The 1,990-nt window shown below is 63.6% G+C and carries 1 protein-coding gene and 1 pseudogene; both read left to right on the top strand.

Annotation, left to right across the window (positions count from 1 at the left end; translation table 11 throughout):
• Positions 1–165 precede the first annotated feature (165 nt).
• Positions 166–1,557, top strand: a pseudogene (locus tag OC610_RS26505) (diaminobutyrate--2-oxoglutarate transaminase); the annotation flags it as partial.
• 103 nt (positions 1,558–1,660) lie between these two features.
• On the top strand, positions 1,661–1,888 hold the full coding sequence (locus OC610_RS26500) for an MbtH family protein (RefSeq protein ID WP_030141931.1): 228 nt from the start codon (positions 1,661–1,663) through the stop codon (positions 1,886–1,888).
• The last annotated feature ends 102 nt before the right edge of the window (positions 1,889–1,990 follow it).

The following is a 1,990-nucleotide window of genomic DNA, read 5'->3' as shown; positions in this document are numbered from 1 at the left end:
CGCTTCGCTCGGCAGCTCCTACCAGGCAGTCACAGCCTGCTCCTCTGCTGTCGCAGTAAATCCTTGCCCTGCTGATGCGTTTCCACAACAGGAAACCTGCATGTGCGCTTCGGAATGCGCACCTGCCCGGTGCGCCTTTTGGTCACTCATCCCGGGGTCGAGAACATGCCAGTCACCAGTCCTGTCCAAGCACCGCCAGCACGGGTCAGCCCTGCGCCGGTCGAGACGCTTTACCAATTCAACGAATCACCCTTGCTGGCTCGCCAGAGCCGCCAGGAATCCAATGCCCGCAGCTATCCACGGCGAATCCCCCTGGCCCTCAAGCGCGCCAAGGGTCTGTACGTAGAAGATGTCGAGGGCCGCACGTTCATCGATTGCCTGGCCGGCGCCGGCACGCTGGCGCTGGGGCACAACCACCCGGTGGTGATCGAGGCGATCCAGCAAGTGCTTGCCGATGAGCTGCCCCTGCACACCCTGGACCTGACCACGCCAGTCAAGGACCGCTTTGTCCAGGACCTGTTCGGCCTGTTGCCGGCGGTCCTCGCCGCCGAAGCAAAAATCCAGTTCTGCGGCCCTACCGGCACCGACGCGGTGGAAGCAGCGCTCAAGTTGGTCCGCACCGCGACGGGGCGTAGCACGGTGTTGTCGTTCCAGGGCGGTTATCACGGGATGAGCCAGGGCGCGTTGAGCCTGATGGGCAGCCTGGGGCCGAAGAAACCTTTAGGGGCGTTGCTCAGCAATGGCGTGCAGTTCATGCCGTATCCCTACGATTACCGCTGCCCGTTCGGCCTGGGCGGTGTGGCGGGGATCAAGGCCAATCTGCATTACCTGGAAAACCTGCTGAACGATCCGGAGGCCGGCGTGCAATTGCCGGCAGCGGTCATCGTCGAAGTGGTGCAGGGCGAGGGCGGTGTCATACCGGCCGACCTGGATTGGCTGCGCGGCCTGCGGCGGATCACCGAGCAGGCCGGGGTGGCGCTGATCGTCGATGAAATCCAGAGTGGCTTTGGCCGGACCGGCAAGATGTTCGCGTTCGAGCACGCCGGCATCATTCCGGATGTGGTCGTGCTGTCCAAGGCCATCGGCGGCAGCCTGCCGCTGGCGGTGGTGGTATATCGCGATTGGCTCGATACCTGGCTGCCGGGAGCGCATGCCGGGACTTTCCGCGGCAACCAGATGGCCATGGCGGCCGGTTCCGCAGTAATGCGCTACCTGGTGGAGCACAACTTGTCGGCTCACGCCGCCGCCATGGGCCAGCGCTTGAGCGAGCACTTGCACATCCTGCAGCGGGATTTCCCGGAGTTGGGCGATATTCGCGGTCGCGGCCTGATGCTCGGCGTCGAGCTGGTGGACCCGACCGGCAGGCCGGACGCCCTGGGGCATCCGCCGGTGCATGCCCGCCTGGCGCCGCGGTTGCAGCGCGAATGCCTCAAGCGCGGACTGATCCTGGAGCTGGGCGGCCGACAGGGCGGCGTGGTGCGTTTCCTGCCGCCGTTGATCATTACCGCGGCGGAAATCGATCGGGTCGCCGAGATTTTCCGACGCGCCCTGGGAAGCCGCCGTCACCGACGCCTAATTTTCATCCGGCCCGGTACGTTCCTTTTCATACCTTGGCTGCGCCCGTGGCGCGGCGAACCTTGAGCAACGACGGAGAAACACCATGACTTCAGTATTCGACCGCGAGGACATCCTCTTCCAGGTCGTGGTCAACCACGAAGAACAATATTCGATCTGGCCAGACTACAAGGCCGTTCCGGAAGGCTGGCGCACGGTCGGCAAAAGCGGCTTCAAGAAGGAATGCCTGGCCTACATCGAAGAGGTCTGGACCGACATGCGGCCGTTGAGCTTGCGCAAGAAGATGGAAGAGCAGGCGGCAGCGGCTCACTAGCTGTTGAAGCTGTGGCAGCACGGAAATTTTCCAGTAGGGCTGTAGGGAAATACAAATCTTGCAGTCACGTCGGGCCCCATGTGGGAGCGAGCTTGCTCGCGA

It is taken from the genome of Pseudomonas agronomica (genome assembly GCF_025917275.1).
Taxonomy (GTDB): Bacteria; Pseudomonadota; Gammaproteobacteria; order Pseudomonadales; family Pseudomonadaceae; genus Aquipseudomonas; species Aquipseudomonas agronomica.
Note: the sequence above shows the minus strand (reverse complement) of the source record. Positions and strands in the feature narration are given on the sequence as shown.